Below are 14353 nucleotides of genomic sequence, written 5' to 3'. Positions count from 1 at the left end.
TTGACCGTCGGAAAGATCCGTAACGCTCAGGGTAGCCTGGCAATCACCTTTATCTCAAACTGGAATCCGTACAGCCACGTCACGCCGATCCCGGTCAAGGTTGGGTAAGGTGCCTCCCCCCAGTATTCTGGCAGGACACTCCAGATTGCGTCGAGGTTTGACTCGGGATCGACAACAAAAAGGGTAACGTCAACCACGTCATCGAACGTGCAGCCCGCAGCCGTGAGAACAGCATTAAGGTTATCAAACGCCAGACGGATCTGCGCTTTTATATCCTCTTCAGGCGAACCATCTTCCCGGCTACCCACCTGCCCCGAAACAAACAAGAAGCCATTAGATTTGATGGCCGGTGAATAGCGATTGCGCTCATAGAGCGCCTGGCGTCCGAAGGGAAAAACGGCTTCGCGTGTTGTCATATTTGTACCTTTGTAATGGGGCGAACTCTGCCCGGTGAACGTAAAGAGACTTTACAGCTGCTGAAGCAGAGGGATAAACAGGCGACTTTGTTCATCATTGTTTGTAATATCCAAACAATCGGTGAAAAGAGAGGACAAGGGATGGATCGTTTTGATGCGATGCGCGCCTTTGCTCGCGTGGTGGAGGCAGGCAGCTTCACAAAGGCTGCCCAAACGCTCCATATGAGCAAAACGACGGTGACGCAGCTTATTCAGCAGCTGGAAGCGCGCCTGCGCGTCAAGCTGCTCCATCGCACCACCCGCAGGCTCGGCGTCACTCCCGATGGCGCGGTCTACTACGAGCGCGTTATCCGCCTGCTGGCGGACATGGAAGATGCAGAAAACAGCCTGTCCAGTGCGGCGATGACGCCCAGGGGACGGTTAAGGGTGGATGTGCCCACTCCTCTCGCCCGCCTTGTGCTGGTGCCCGCGCTACCGGCTTTTCACGCGCGCTACCCTGATATCCAGTTCGACATGGGCGTGAGTGACAGGGTGGTGGATCTGATCGGCGACAACGTGGATTGCGTCCTGCGGGGTGGCGAAATCAATGACCAGTCACTGATCGCGCGCCATGTTGGCGATTTGCAAATCGGTGTTTACGTCGCACCGAGTTATGTGGAACGCCTCGGCGCCCCCGCGCATCCGCGAGAGCTGGAAAACACGGACCATCGCATCGTGGGATTTTTGTCCTCACGCACCGGTAAGATTGATCCTCTGGTGCTGTACGGTGAGAGTGAACGTATTGAAATTACGGGCAACTATGTGCTTGCTGTGGATGATGGCAATGCTTACCTCGAAGCTGGGCTAGCGGGATTGGGCGTGATTGCGCTGCCGGTCTATATGGCGGCAGCACATCAGGCTCGCGGTGCCTTGATTCCGCTATTTGAACGCTGGCGTATCGCTCCAATGCCCCTGTACCTGGCATTCCCGCCTAACCGCCACGTCAACGCTAAACTGCGCGTTTTTATTGACTGGATCGTTGAGTTGATGCAGCGGCATGTCCCCACAACTTACAATAAGTGACGACATCCCTGCCCCCTGATTCGGCAGCGCTACCTGGCAAGCCCGAACCTAAATCTGATAATCAATCGCCACTTCTTCCGGCTCCATCACCTGCCGTTTAATCTCATCCACCGACAGCCCGGCATTGCACAGCTCGATAAAGCGCCACACATAGTTACGCTGCAGCTGACCGCGCTTCAGGCCCAGCCATACGGTATTGGCGTCAAACAGATGCCGCGTATCCAGGCGCACCAGGTTCCCGTCCTCGCGTTCGCCGCTGGACTGTTCCGCCACCAGGCCAATGCCCAGCCCCAGCTCGACGTAGGTTTTGATCACGTCAGAGTCCTGCGCGCTCAGCACGATGTCCGGCGTTAATCCTTTACGGTTGAAGGCCTCGTCTATGCGCGAGCGTCCGGTTATGCCCTGGCGATACGTAATCAGCGGCCATTTCGCGATCGCTTCCAGCGTCAGCGGTGAAACCTGATTCAACGGATGATCGATCGGGAGCAACAGGCTGTGGTACCAGCGGAACCAGGGAAAGGCCACCAGCAGCGGGTCGTTGCTCAATCGCTCGCTGGCAATGCCGATATCTGCCCCACCGTTTTGCAGCAGCCCTTCAATTTCCTGCGGCGTGCCCTGGATAAGCTCCAGACGGACGTCTGGGAAAAGTTCGCGGAAGGCTTTGATTACCGGCGGCAGGCTGTAGCGCGCCTGGGTGTGGGTGGTGGCGATGGTGAGCACGCCGGAGGCATCGTTGGTGAAGAGATCCGCCAGGCGACGCACGTTGCTGGCCTCGTTGAGGATCCGCTCCGCGATGGTGAGCAATGCTTTACCCGGCTCCGTCATGCCGAGCAGCCGCTTGCCGCGACGAATAAAGATCTCTATGCCCAGCTCCTCTTCCAGCTCGCGGATATGGCGGCTGACGCCGGACTGAGAGGTATAAAGCATATTGGCGACCTCGGTCAGGTTGTAGTCCCGCCTGGCCGCCTCACGGATAATTTTAAGTTGCTGGAAATTCACGATTCACTCCGGCGCATCTGACATAGCTCTATTGTTAGAGTCAGCCGAGCTGCAGAACAAATAATAAAAACCAGCATCTTATGCTTTTCTGGAATATCAGCTCACGAGCTGGAGTTCACGGTTCTCAAGCGATGGCTTGCTGACCAGCGACATCAAAATCTCTTTTACCGCCTGCGCCTGCGGCGAAAGCGAGCCGCGAGCGGACATGTTCAGCGACAGCGGCAGGCTCATCGAAGGCGTGGTGATCCGCGCCATCCAGCCGTTTGCCGCACCGCACAGCGAGCGCGCGGCGGATTCCGGCAGTACGGTGACACCCATTCCGCTGGCAATGGCCGCGGTAAGCGTGGAGATTGAGTCGATTTCGCCGATGATTTTGGCCGTCAGGCGGCGCAGGGAGAACGCTTCGTCCACACGCACGCGCACGGCGCTGTAGTCGCGCGGCAGATAGAGGTTCATCTCTGCCACGGCGGTAAGATCGACGCTCTGGCCCGGACAGTCGCGGGTACCCACGAGGTAGAGATCTTCTTTCAGCAGCGGCTGGCTGGTGATCCCGGCAACCGGGGAGCGATCGTAAAGGACCGCCATGTCCAGCTGGCCGTTGAGCAGCTTGTCATTCAGTACAGAGCCACTGTTTTCATGCAGATAGACAAGCACTTCCGGAAGCTCAGCGCGGACGGCCTGCAGAAGCGGCATCGTAATAGAGGACGCCGCCGTTCCCGGCGCCAGCCCGATAGAAACGTGCCCGCTCAGGGTCTGGCCCACGTTGTTCACCGCCAGCTGCGCCTGTTCACACTGACGCAGGATAGTGCGGGCATGGGTATACAGGATCTTGCCTGCTTCCGTTGGCGTGACGCCGCGTTTGGTGCGGATCAGTAACTGCTGATCCATCTCGCCTTCCAGAGTAGCCACCTGCTGGCTCAGCGCAGGCTGCGCGATGTGCAGCACTTCTGCCGCTTGAGTCAGGCTGCCGATATCGACGATTTTTACGAAGTATTTCAGTCGTCTTAAGTTCATTTTGCCCCCTGTTCGAAATGCATTGCCGGAACCGGCTGTCGTTGTTGAACAGGTTTTGCAATATGAATGCCACTTTTACCGTACGGTCTGAATCGGGCGCTAAGCGCCTGAAAATAAGGAAACCTAATCATGGAGGGGGGATTTATTACTGAAACAGCAGTTTACGATCTGCCCCATTAGAGGTATATCCGCACCATTACGGTGCATTCCGCTGTCAAAAACATCATTTTGCCGATTTTGTCAGCAAACGATCAAAAGGCGTTGATCCACCCTTTGACAAGGCGAACGCAGGTCGATAATATGCGCCCCGTTCACACGATTCCTCTGTAGTTCAGTCGGTAGAACGGCGGACTGTTAATCCGTATGTCACTGGTTCGAGTCCAGTCAGAGGAGCCAAATTTGAAAAGCCTGCTTTTAAAGCAGGCTTTTTGCTTTTCTGCGCAAGGTAAATGCAAAACGGCAACTGGGTTGCCGTTTTTAGTGTGTTCCCCCTCTCCCGTGGGAGAGGGTTGGGGTGAGGGCACCAGCCCGCACTATGCCCTTACATGCCGATTTTAACCGGCATCCCCGACCGCCGTTCCAGTTCAGCGCCCGCCCCCTCGTTTATCAACTGTGTCTGCTGTGCGGCGGAGATGGGCAGAGGCACTTTCCGGCTCGATTCAAATTCCGCCCGATTACGCGACAGCGGTTCGTGAACCTCCACCCAGCGGCTGCCGTCCGGCTCCGTGGTCACCTTAACGGGCCGATCGATAAGCTGCACGCGGGTGCCCACGGGGACATTATCGAAAAGATATTTAATGTCGTTGTTACGCAGACGAATACAGCCCTGGCTCACCCGCAGCCCAATGCCGAAATTGGAGTTTGTGCCGTGTATGGCATATAGCCTGCCGATATATATCGCATACAGCCCCATCGGGTTATCCGGCCCGGCGGGCACGAAGGCGGGCAGCGTTTTCCCCTCTGCCGCATAGGCACGACGCGTGTTCGGCGTAGGTGACCAAGTGGGGCCCTCCTGCTTGCGCTCAACCGCCGTGACCCAGTTACGCGGGGTTTCGCGACCGGCCTGACCAATGCCGATGGGCAATACTTCAACGGTATTGCTGCCCGGCGGATAATAGTAAAGACGCATTTCCGCCACGTTAACGACAATCCCCTCGCGCACGGTGTCGGGCAAAATCAGCTGCTGAGGAATGACCAGCCGGGTGCCGGATTTGGGCAAAAAAGGATCCACGCCCGGGTTCGCTTCCAGCATATTGCTGAGCCCCAGCCCGTGCTGTGCAGCAAAGGCCTCAAGCGGTAACGTATTGCGCTCGGGAACGGTGATGGTAATCGGGGTTCCCACCAGCCGACTGCCTTCCGGCGGCAGGGTATAGGTTACGGCAAACGCACTGGGAACAGCGGCACACAGCGTAAGGACGAACCAGGTAAGTCGCATCATAATTTCCTGTGCTCACAAAAGAGAAAGCCTGGACTCAGGCAGGCTTTCTCAGTTTACGCTATTACGCTTCGATTTTACGCCATCTGCGCGTCAGCACTTTTTCCGCCTCGACAATAAGGAACATCACAAAACCAATCAGGAAGGTAATGACCCAGTAGCGGAACGGCAGCGCTTCGGTGCCAAACAGCATCTGCATGAACGGGGCGTAAATGATAAGAAGCTGTAGCGCAAGCAGTACGCCGCTCACGATCCAAATCCCTTTATTCGCCAGCAGACCTTTGCTCAACGAGAAGCCGTCATTAACGCGACAGTTGAGCATGTAGAACCACTGCGCGGTCACCAGGGTTTGCAGCAGCACGGTGCGGATGAATTCCGCCGAGTAGCCGCGCGGCTGTAGCCAGGCTTCCAGCACAAAGGCGCTAATGGCAATCATCAGACCGACAAACACCACGCGCCAGATAGCGTAGCCGTCCATCACATGCAGATTCGCCTTGCGCGGTGGCCGGTTCATGATGTCCTTCTCACCCGCTTCAAACGCCAGGCCAAACGACAGGGTTGCCGACGTCGCCATGTTCATCCACAGGATCAAGACCGGCGTCAGCGGAATCAGGTTCCCCGCCAGCAGCGCGATGATGATCAGCAGGGCCTGCGCGATGTTGCTCGGGATAACGAACAGAATTGTTTTTTTCAGGTTATCGTAAACCCGCCGTCCCTCGTGGACCGCACTGGCAATGGTGGCAAAGTTGTCATCCGTTAACACCATGTCGGCGGCTTCCTTGGTGACCTCAGTCCCCTTAATTCCCATGGCGATACCCACATCCGCCCGCTTGAGCGCCGGGGCATCGTTTACGCCATCCCCGGTCATGCCCACCACTTCCTGTTTACTTTGCAGGGCCTGCACGAGGCGGAACTTATCCTCCGGGCTGGTTCGGGCGAAAATATCGTACTGCTGCGCGGCGTCGCTCAGCTGACGGTCGTCCATCGCCTCCAGCTCACGTCCGGTGATTGCGCTTGCGGCGTTACCAATCCCCAGCATTTGCCCGATGCTCATGGCCGTTTGCGGGTGGTCGCCGGTGATCATTTTCACGCGAATCCCGGCCTGCAGACAGTCGGCAATCGCGGTAATGGCCTCCGGACGCGGCGGATCCATCATTCCTGCAATACCCAGCAGGATCACGCCATCATGGAGGTCCGGGTGATCCAGATCGCGCTGTCCCTCGCGGGCAGGTTTCCAGGCCGCCGCCACCATGCGCAGCCCTTCCCGGGCATACTCTTCAATCTTCCCTTCCCAGTAAGGTTGATCGAACGGCTGCAGTCCGTCATTCGTCTGCTGGTACTGGCAGAGGCGGAACAGGACGTCCGGCGCGCCGGTGATTAAAATCGCCTCTTCTTCACCCAGTCGGTAGAGCGTGGACATGTATTTATACTGCGAATCAAACGGGATTTTACTGCGCATTTCCGTATCAAGCGGTGGGAGCGGGATTTTCGCCGCCAGCACCTTCAGGGCGCCCTCGGTTGGTCCTCCGGTGATTTTCCACAGCCCCTGCTCGTCTTTGATCAGCTGGCTGTCATTACAGAGGTCAATGGTGCGCAGGTAGCGTTCCAGCAGGGAACCCTGCGTCACGCTGACGGGGGTCGCGTCATCTACGGGGTGAATATTCCCCACCGGTTCGTAGCTGTCGCCCTCCACGCGATAGGTCGTGTCAGCGGTAATCACCGCTTTGACCGTCATTTCATTCATCGTCAGGGTGCCGGTTTTATCCGAGCAGATGACCGTCATTGCGCCCAGGGTTTCCACCGTGGGCAACTTGCGAATAATGGCCTTACGACGCGCCATGGCCTGTACGCCAAGCGAAAGGATGATGGAAATGATGGCCGGCAGGCCTTCCGGCACGGCGGCAACGGCGAGGCTGATAAGCGACAGCACCAGTTCAGAAACCGGCATATCCCGGAACAGGAGGCTAAAGACGAACAGCGCTACCATCATCACCAGGATAGTGATGAAAATGGTCTTACCGAGCTTGTCCATCTGCACCATCAGCGGCGTGCGGTGCTTTTCAATGTCGGACATCATCTGGTTGATGTGGCCAAGCTCGGTCTCCCCCCCGGTGGCCACCACCACGCCTTTACCGCCGCCGGAGCTGACGGTGGTGCCTGAGTAGAGCAGATTATAGCGATCGCCTAAGGGCAGTTCCCCGCTTAACGCATCGCTGTTTTTCTCAACAACGGTGGATTCGCCAGTCAGGATGGCCTCCTCCACGCGAAGGTTATGCGCCTCAATCACGCGCAGGTCCGCAGGGATACGATCCCCGGCGCGGATCACCACGATATCGCCCGGGACCAGCGCCGTAGTGGGGATCGTTTCATGATTCCCCTGTCGTACCACCACGGCTTCGCTGGAGAGCATATTGCGAATACTCTGCAACGATTTCTCAGCATTGCTCTCCTGGATATGGCCGATCAGCGCGTTAATGATGGCAACCCCAAGGATCACAAACATGTCTACCCAGTGGCCCATAAAGAGCTTAAGCAACGCGGCCACCAGCAGAACGTAAATCAGTACATCGTTAAAATGCGCCAGGAAGCGCAGCCAGGCGGGTTTGCCCTTTTTTTGCGGTAACGCATTCTCACCATGCTGCTGAAGTCGGGCTGATGCCTCAGTACCACTAAGTCCTTCCAGAGTGGAGTGGATATTCGACAGGGTTTCATCAACGGTTTGTTGATAATACAGACGTTCAGGTTTTCCTGTTTTCATTGTTACTTCCTCAGGTTCTATTCAGAAATCACCTTGCTTTCATGAAATTAACGAATAACGAAAACAGGAACATGGGCGTAACGAACAATACTTGCCGCCTCCGATCCTAACAAATGGGTTTGAATATTTGGATTGCGGGAGCCGACGATAATCGCGCCAGCAGCAAGTTCATCCGCCAGCTTAATAACCTCATCACGAACATTTCCGCTGCGAACATGGAGGTGAACGCGCTCTTCTGGCAAATTCAATTTTTTGACCAGGTCAGACAGTTTTTCTTTTGAATTATTAATCATATATTCATCCATCTTTCGCGCATCTGAAATAAAACCGCGCGTCAGCTCGGCTGAAAATTTTGGCATGACGTGCAGCAAATGAATGTCACCCAATGCGCTTTGCGCCAGAAACTGTGCATGCTGCAACGCTTTATCCGCCAGGCTTGTCTCGTAGACATCCACCGGAACGAGAATGTTTTTATACATATCGAGCATCCTTTTTATAACCAACATGAGAGTGAATGAAGCAAAAAAAAACGCATTAAATGCAGGGGGTTGCCCTTAATGCCAGTTACGGTAAAAGAGATGAATAATATTAAACGTAGCACAGGAATTTCAGGTTTAGCGCGTCCCCACTGCTAATGGTTATTTAACATTTATCTTTTCGCCGACTATGCTCATAGTGAGTTACCGCTTCCGGCTCATGGAGGAATGTATGTATGGCATAAGCCTGATCCGACTGGGTATGTTTATTGCGCTTGCCATTATCGCCAGCACGGCGATTGGTTTATTTACCTATATGGTCGTCACTGTTCTGGCAGAATAGTGTCACCCCTGTCCAGGTTATGGAATAAATAAAACAGTTATTTATTAGGGGAATACAGTGAACCGCTACCTCTCTCTTTTACCGTTCGTTTTGTTAACGCTCACGGCGTGCGATCCTAAACCTGAACAAGCCTCCCCCCTGCCCAGAATGGTTAAAGTGGCGGAGGTGACGGTTCCCGGTCATGCCCAGCAGCGCGTTTTTCCCGCCCGCATTGAATCGGGCGATGCCACAGACCTTTCCTTCAAGCGCGCTGGTCAAATTGAAGCGCTCGATGTGCGTCAGGGCGCAGCCATCAAGCAGGGCCAACAGCTTGCAAGATTGAACGCCCGTGAAGCCCAGCAGCGGGTTAACGACAGGCAGACGGCGGCGACGCTGGCCCAGAGGCAGTTCGATCGCTTCCAGACGCTGGCGGGCCGCCAGGCGATTTCGAAAGCCGAAATGGACGTGCAGCGTGCGAACCGCGATTCGGCGAATGCGGCGCTGCAGATTGCCCGAGAAGAGTTGAATCAGATGACGCTCGTCGCCCCCTTCAGCGGGACGGCGGCCAGCGTACATGTCCGAAACCATCAGGTGGTGTCTGCCGGTCAGCCCATCGCGACGTTAACCCGCACCGATCTGCTTGACGTGGTGTTCAGCATCCCTGAAAACCTGTTTAAGACCTTTGATATCCGCAACGCGCAGTATCGTCCGGTCGTGAGAATTAACGCCATTCCGGATCGGGAATTTACCGCCGTCTACAAAGAGCACTCGGGCAGCAGCGACAGTAATACCCTGACCTGGCAGGTGATACTGACCATGCCGCGACCAGATGATTTTCCCGCCGTCGGTGGCGTAAGCGGTACGGTGACCATCAATTTAACCAACCTCCCGGCTGGCGCGGACGCTCAGGCGCTGGTTGTACCGGTTGAGGCCGTCTTTAACCCGGACAACAGCCCACGCAATGAGCCGCACGTCTGGGTTGTGGCGGGAGAAGGCGACACGCTCCATCTTGAAGACCGCAAGGTCAGCGTGGGGCAAGTGATAACCGAAGGCGTGACGATCACCAGCGGGCTTAAGGCGGGCGAGCGCGTGGTGGCCGCAGGCGTGGGAGAGCTCCATGCTAACCAGCCGGTGCGTATCTGGACGCGTGAGCGGGGACTGTAATGGATATCACTCGTCAATTTATTAATAACCCGGTTCGCGTCTGGCTAACGATTCTGCTGCTGGGCATTGGGGGGGTTTTCGCCCTGTTGAATATCGGCAGGCTGGAAGATCCCGCCTTTACCATCAAAACCGCTGTGGTGGTTACCCACTACCCCGGCGCATCCGCTCAGCAGGTTGAAGAAGAGGTGACGCTGCCGCTGGAGAATGCCCTTCAGCAGCTGCCTTATCTGGACAACGTGAGCTCCATCTCATCAAACGGGCTGTCGCAAATCACCGTTAACATCGCTTCACGCTATCACTCGAACGAACTGCCGCAGATTTGGGATGAGCTGCGCCGCCGAGTGGGCGATGCCTCGCGTCAGTTCCCGCCCGGCGTCGTCACGCCCTTTGTGAATGACGATTTCGGCGACGTGTTCGGCTTCTTCTTCGCCATTTCCGGGGATGAATTCAGTAATCCTGAACTGGTGAGATATGCAGAGCAGCTGCGCCGCGCGTTGATTCTCGTTCCCGGCGTCGCGAAGGTCGCCATCGGCGGGGCCATTAGCCAACAGGTCAACATCGATATTTCCCTGACCAAAATGGCCGCGCGCGGCATTACGCTGAACCAGCTTTCCGCCCTGCTCAGCAGGCTCAACGTCGTTTCCAGCGCCGGAGAAATCACCTCGGGCAGCGAATCCATTCGTCTGCACCCCACCGGTGAGTTCGAGAATCTCGATGAACTGGCGGATCTCATCATCACGCCTTCCGGCACCGGGGCGGCGACGCGCCTGCGGGATATCGCCACGCTGTCGCGCGGGCTGAACGAATCGCCCGCCAGTATCTACCATGCCAACGGCAAAAAAGCCGTCACCATGGGCGTCTCGTTTATTCCCGGCGTGAACGTGATCGACGTGGGCCACGCGCTGGAGGCGAAGCTAAACCAGATGTCGGCGGAAAAACCGGCAGGCATACAGATAGATCTGTTTTACGATCAGGCAGCCGAAGTGGGCCACTCTGTTAACGGTTTTATTATTAACTTCCTGATGGCGCTGGCGATTGTCATCGGCGTGCTGCTGATCTTTATGGGCGTACGCAGCGGGATCATCATCGCGGTTTCTCTCGCCCTTAACGTGCTGGGCACGCTGCTGATTATGTATCTGTGTGGCATTGAGCTACAGCGCATCTCGCTCGGGGCGCTGATTATCGCCCTCAGCATGCTGGTGGATAACGCCATCGTGATTGTCGAAGGGGTGTTGATTGCCCGGCAGCAGGGCTCCCCGCTGTTAACCGCCGTTAACAACATCATTCGCCGCTCCGCCCTGCCGCTGCTGGGGGCGACGGTGATCGCCATCCTTGCGTTTGCCCCTATCGGGCTATCGCAGGATTCCACCGGGGAATACTGTAAATCTCTGTTCCAGGTGCTGCTGATTTCCTTGATGCTGAGCTGGTTCTCGGCGCTCACCCTCACCCCGGTGCTGATTAAGTGGTGGTTGTTTAAAAACGACAGCGCGCCGGACACTACTGACGAGTCAGATCCTTACGACAAACGTCTCTACCGCCTTTACCAGCACCTGCTGAACGCACTGCTGCACCATAAAGCGCCGACGCTGGTAGTGATGGCCGCCCTGCTGGCCGCGTCTGTCTGGGGGTTTGGCGCGGTGCGGCAAAACTTTTTCCCGTCGTCCAATACGCCGATTTTCTTTGTCGACCTCTGGTTACCCTACGGGACCGATATCAAATGGACCGAGAAAATGACCGGCGACATTGAGAAAACCATCAAGGGACGGCCCGGCGTGGAAACCACCGTCTCGACCATCGGTCAGGGGAGCATGCGCTTTATTCTGACCTACAGCGGACAGCGGCAATACAGCAACTACGCGCAGATCATGGTGCGAATGGATGACCAGCGCAGCATCTCCGCGCTGACGCGCTACGTGGATGAGTACATCGCGCGTAACTACCCGCAGGTCAACGCCAGCACGAAACGGGTGATGTTTGGGCCCTCCGGCGACAGCGCCATTGAAGTGCGCATTAAAGGCCCGGATCCTGACAGGCTGCGTCTGATTGCCAGCCAGGTGGACGATATCCTGGCGCGCGACCCGGCCACGGGGAGCGTCCGAAACGACTGGCAAAACCGCAGCAAAGTGATCCGTCCGCAGTACGTCGCCGCGCTGGGACGCGAGCTTGGCGTGGATAAGCAGGACGTCGACAACGCGCTGGAGATGAATTTCTCCGGCAGCCGGGCGGGGCTTTATCGGGAAGGCAGTGACCTGCTGCCCGTGGTGGTGAGGCCTCCGGAAAGCGAAAGGCTGGACGCCAGCCACCTGAACAACGTGCTGGTGTGGAGCCATGCGCGACAGCAGTATATCCCGCTGAGTAACGTCGTTAGCAGCTTCACGCTGGAGTGGGAAGATCCGCTCATCCTTCGACGCGACCGCTCGCGGGTACTAACGGTTCAGACGGATCCGGACCCGCTGAGCCAGCAAACCTCCGGTGATATTCTCGCCCGCGTGAAGCCGCAGGTGGATGCCCTTCCCCTGCCACACGGCTACAGCATCGAGTGGGGGGGCGACGCGGAAAACTCCAGCGAAGCGCAGCAAGGACTGTTCACTACGCTACCTCTCGGGTATCTGGTGATGTTTGTTATTACAGTGCTGATGTTCAGCTCGGTAAAAAATGCCGTCGCGATCTGGCTGACCGTACCGCTGGCGTTGATTGGCGTCACGCCAGGATTTTTAATTACCGGCATTCCCTTTGGCTTTATGGCGCTGATTGGTCTGCTGAGCCTGAGCGGAATGCTCATCCGCAACGGCATCGTGCTGGTGGAAGAGATTGAACAGCAGAAAACGCACAAGGATCAGCACAGCGCGATCGTTTATGCCGCCACCTCGCGCCTGCGCCCTATCCTGCTCACCGCGTTCACGACCGTACTTGGCCTGGCACCGCTGCTGCTGGATGTTTTCTTCCAGAGCATGGCCGTTGTGATTATGTTTGGACTGGGGTTTGCTACAATCCTGACGCTACTGGTACTCCCCGTGATCTATGCGTGTTTCCATCGTAAGGACGAAGCCAAACAACAATGAATGCGACAGGGCTGAACATTATCAAGACGCTGGGCTGTATGACGGCGGTCACCTTCTTCACCATCTACAATACCTGGGATCATTATGACTATGACTATCACTGGATCCTGGGCTTTTTAACCTTTATCTCGACCATCGCCACGCCGCTGTTCTTTGTGGTGTCGGGCTATCTCGACGGGCAATCCCGGCACGGCACACGCTGGCAGCTGGGTAAAATAAAAAGTCTGGTGATTGTTTTTCTGTTCTGGATAACGATCTACTACCTGTGGGAGCCTTATCAGCGCGGGTATTTAATTCAGCCCTGGTTCGTGTTCGCCTTTGTCGTGATTTACACCTTCCACCCGGCGGTGGAGTGGCTTAGCCAGCGGAGATCGCTGTTCTGCGGCGCGATTGCTGCTCTGCTGTGCTTTTCCTACGGATACGATCTGTTATCGGCGCTTTATCCTGAAACGCACGTCCTTTCGCTTTCGCCGCAGTATCGGCTGTGGACATGGCTGCTGTTTTATCTGACCGGGCAGCTCTTCTGCGACCCAAAAGTCGCCGAGTGGATAAGCCGCAAAAACGTGGTTCGGGCGGCGGTTGTCGCCATCCCGTTTATCTATCTCTTCACCTGGTTTTACGAGCGCCACTTCTTTTTTGCCCTGTTTAAGGCCGACAGAAACGCCTTTATTCTCACCGGCTCGCAGATCTACATCCTGATTATTGCCCTGGTGATTGCGGCGAACGGCGTTCGCTTTCGCCGCAATGCTGAATTAAAGGAGTCCATTCTGGCCGCCATCAGCAAAACGATGACCGGCGTATATATTGTGCACTACTCGGTGTTTCATCTGCTGACGGCGCTGATACCGGTGACCTCTCTCGGCATGAAGCTGGCGCTGATTGTGCTTACGTTCGTCACCTCTGTTCTATTCTCCATGCTGGTCTTGTCTAACGCCGTGGCAAAAAAGGTGATCACCCTTTAAAAGCCTAAGCGCAGCCAGGCAAAGAGCACGTTGCCGTTGTTATACGTTCCGGGAATATAGGTGAACTGGACGGTAACGCGCTTATAGCCAGCTGAAAACAGCGGGAAGATGAACGGCAGAGGCACATAGTTTGCAAAATCATCTCGCGCCGTGATGCCCGCGGCGGCACCGAGCCCAAGGCGGAAATCTTTGGCATTATCCAGATACCAGCCCTTCTCCCAGCCATAGCCCATCGCGGGCTGCCATTCGTTGTGCGAGTCCTTGAACATCATTGCGAAAAGCGCGCTCCAGTTGCCCTCTTCGTTATAGCGGGACACGCCCAGGCCGCCGCCCCACGGCATTTCGTTGTACTCGTCGGTTTTTTCTTTGTCGTACATAAAGCGGGCGTGCCAGCTCAGAAACGGCAGGTACAAATCGTAACGTTGCGGCTCTTCCCAGGTCTGGGAGATATTATCCGTCAGCGCATTCCACCAGCCGCTAATACGCTGTTCGCCATAGACTTTCGGCTCGGCATGAAGCGGTGCGGCGAATAAAAACAGGACCATCCAGAATGCCGAAAAGTTACGTTGCATCGTTTTTCCCTCAGCTTTAGTCACGCAGCGGTATCTATTACTGTAATCCATTCAGCACGAACCGGAGCCAAACAGACGGATTTATCTCGAGGCAGGGGAAGATGAAATTTA

At 56.1% G+C, this 14353-nt stretch carries 11 protein-coding genes and 1 tRNA gene; 5 read left to right on the top strand and 7 right to left on the bottom strand.

Annotation, left to right across the window (positions count from 1 at the left end; all coding sequences use genetic code 11):
- Positions 1-26 precede the first annotated feature (26 nt).
- Positions 27-416 carry a RidA family protein gene (locus tag IM303_RS05300; protein WP_041909204.1) on the bottom strand — a complete coding sequence of 130 codons (390 nt, stop codon included), beginning with the start codon at positions 414-416 and terminating at the stop codon, positions 27-29.
- A 141-nt stretch (positions 417-557) separates the two neighbouring features.
- On the opposite strand from IM303_RS05300, the gene IM303_RS05295 reads away from it, so the two are divergent.
- Complete coding sequence (locus IM303_RS05295; protein WP_193359680.1) at positions 558-1478, top strand: LysR family transcriptional regulator; 921 nt, start codon at positions 558-560, stop codon at positions 1476-1478.
- A gap of 48 nt (positions 1479-1526) precedes the next feature.
- Here IM303_RS05295 and cbl read toward each other — a convergent pair whose 3' ends face one another.
- Both cbl and nac read right to left on the bottom strand, forming a co-directional pair.
- Entirely contained in the window at positions 1527-2477 is a 951-nt protein-coding gene (cbl, locus tag IM303_RS05290) for an HTH-type transcriptional regulator Cbl (RefSeq protein ID WP_192972127.1), read from the bottom strand.
- Positions 2478-2573: 96 nt separating this feature from the next.
- Positions 2574-3491, bottom strand: coding sequence for a nitrogen assimilation transcriptional regulator NAC (nac, locus tag IM303_RS05285; RefSeq protein ID WP_028013742.1), 918 nt, complete (start codon positions 3489-3491; stop codon positions 2574-2576).
- Between the two features lie 320 nt (positions 3492-3811).
- Here nac and IM303_RS05280 point away from each other — a divergent pair.
- Positions 3812-3887, top strand: a tRNA-Asn gene (locus tag IM303_RS05280).
- 145 nt (positions 3888-4032) lie between these two features.
- Here IM303_RS05280 and ldtA read toward each other — a convergent pair.
- The 3 genes from ldtA to IM303_RS05265 form a co-directional block, all read right to left on the bottom strand.
- Positions 4033-4929, bottom strand: coding sequence for a L,D-transpeptidase (gene ldtA, locus IM303_RS05275; RefSeq protein WP_045260382.1), 897 nt, complete (start codon positions 4927-4929; stop codon positions 4033-4035).
- 61 nt (positions 4930-4990) lie between these two features.
- A complete protein-coding gene (locus IM303_RS05270) occupies positions 4991-7684 on the bottom strand; it encodes a cation-transporting P-type ATPase (protein WP_193359679.1) in 2694 nt (897 codons plus the stop codon).
- A gap of 47 nt (positions 7685-7731) precedes the next feature.
- Entirely contained in the window at positions 7732-8163 is a 432-nt protein-coding gene (locus IM303_RS05265) for a universal stress protein (protein ID WP_028013745.1), read from the bottom strand.
- 397 nt (positions 8164-8560) lie between these two features.
- Here IM303_RS05265 and IM303_RS05260 point away from each other — a divergent pair, with 397 nt between their 5' ends.
- Genes IM303_RS05260 through IM303_RS05250 form a run of 3 tightly spaced genes read left to right on the top strand, consistent with a single transcriptional unit; the run spans position 8561 to position 13670 of the window.
- Positions 8561-9646: an efflux RND transporter periplasmic adaptor subunit gene (locus IM303_RS05260; protein ID WP_028013746.1), complete on the top strand. Its 1086-nt coding sequence runs from the start codon at positions 8561-8563 to the stop codon at positions 9644-9646.
- Complete coding sequence (locus IM303_RS05255) at positions 9646-12708, top strand: efflux RND transporter permease subunit (protein ID WP_192987325.1); 3063 nt, start codon at positions 9646-9648, stop codon at positions 12706-12708. The genes IM303_RS05260 and IM303_RS05255 overlap by 1 nt, the downstream gene beginning before the upstream one ends.
- Entirely contained in the window at positions 12705-13670 is a 966-nt protein-coding gene (locus IM303_RS05250) for an acyltransferase (protein ID WP_045629806.1), read from the top strand. Before IM303_RS05255 ends, IM303_RS05250 begins: the two co-directional genes overlap by 4 nt.
- Here IM303_RS05250 and pagP read toward each other — a convergent pair.
- Positions 13667-14242: a lipid IV(A) palmitoyltransferase PagP gene (gene pagP / locus IM303_RS05245; RefSeq protein ID WP_192987327.1), complete on the bottom strand. Its 576-nt coding sequence runs from the start codon at positions 14240-14242 to the stop codon at positions 13667-13669. The two genes, IM303_RS05250 and pagP, sit on opposite strands and share 4 nt — an antisense overlap.
- Between the last annotated feature and the right edge of the window lie 111 nt (positions 14243-14353).

The organism is Enterobacter cloacae complex sp. P38RS, assembly GCF_014930775.1.
In the GTDB taxonomy this organism is placed as follows: Bacteria; Pseudomonadota; Gammaproteobacteria; order Enterobacterales; family Enterobacteriaceae; genus Enterobacter; species Enterobacter bugandensis.
Note: the sequence above shows the minus strand (reverse complement) of the source record. Positions and strands in the feature narration are given on the sequence as shown.

Excerpts from the sequence above, each read along its gene's own strand:
- IM303_RS05300 (WP_041909204.1), bottom strand. The coding sequence starts at position 416 with ATGACAACACGCGAAGCCGTTTTTCCCTTCGGACGCCAGGCGCTCTAT.
- IM303_RS05295 (WP_193359680.1), top strand. The coding sequence starts at position 558 with ATGGATCGTTTTGATGCGATGCGCGCCTTTGCTCGCGTGGTGGAGGCA.
- nac (WP_028013742.1), bottom strand. The coding sequence starts at position 3,491 with ATGAACTTAAGACGACTGAAATACTTCGTAAAAATCGTCGATATCGGC.
- ldtA (WP_045260382.1), bottom strand. The coding sequence starts at position 4,929 with ATGATGCGACTTACCTGGTTCGTCCTTACGCTGTGTGCCGCTGTTCCC.
- IM303_RS05270 (WP_193359679.1), bottom strand. The coding sequence starts at position 7,684 with ATGAAAACAGGAAAACCTGAACGTCTGTATTATCAACAAACCGTTGAT.
- IM303_RS05265 (WP_028013745.1), bottom strand. The coding sequence starts at position 8,163 with ATGTATAAAAACATTCTCGTTCCGGTGGATGTCTACGAGACAAGCCTG.
- IM303_RS05255 (WP_192987325.1), top strand. The coding sequence starts at position 9,646 with ATGGATATCACTCGTCAATTTATTAATAACCCGGTTCGCGTCTGGCTA.
- IM303_RS05250 (WP_045629806.1), top strand. The coding sequence starts at position 12,705 with ATGAATGCGACAGGGCTGAACATTATCAAGACGCTGGGCTGTATGACG.
- pagP (WP_192987327.1), bottom strand. The coding sequence starts at position 14,242 with ATGCAACGTAACTTTTCGGCATTCTGGATGGTCCTGTTTTTATTCGCC.